This window comes from Stenotrophomonas sp. PS02298 (assembly GCF_029959445.1).
Taxonomy (GTDB): domain Bacteria; phylum Pseudomonadota; class Gammaproteobacteria; order Xanthomonadales; family Xanthomonadaceae; genus Stenotrophomonas.
Genome location: NZ_JASCOR010000354.1, coordinates 1 through 255, shown reverse-complemented (window position 1 = coordinate 255; position 255 = coordinate 1). Strand labels below are relative to the sequence as shown.

Here is a 255-nt window from a genome sequence, read left to right as displayed (position 1 = left end):
AGAACATGATCACCGGTGCTGCCCAGATGGACGGCGCGATCCTGGTCTGTTCGGCTGCTGACGGCCCGATGCCGCAGACCCGCGAGCACATCCTGCTGTCGCGTCAGGTCGGCGTGCCGTACATCGTCGTGTTCCTGAACAAGGCCGACATGGTTGACGATGCCGAGCTGCTGGAACTGGTCGAAATGGAAGTCCGCGAGCTGCTGAGCAAGTACGACTTCCCGGGCGACGACACCCCGATCGTGCACGGTTCGG

General features: G+C 63.1%; 1 protein-coding gene. It reads left to right on the top strand.

The window, feature by feature from the left end:
- Nucleotides 1–255, top strand: a 255-nt coding sequence (locus QMX78_RS21620; RefSeq protein ID WP_282273501.1) for a GTP-binding protein, incomplete at both ends; no start/stop codon positions are given.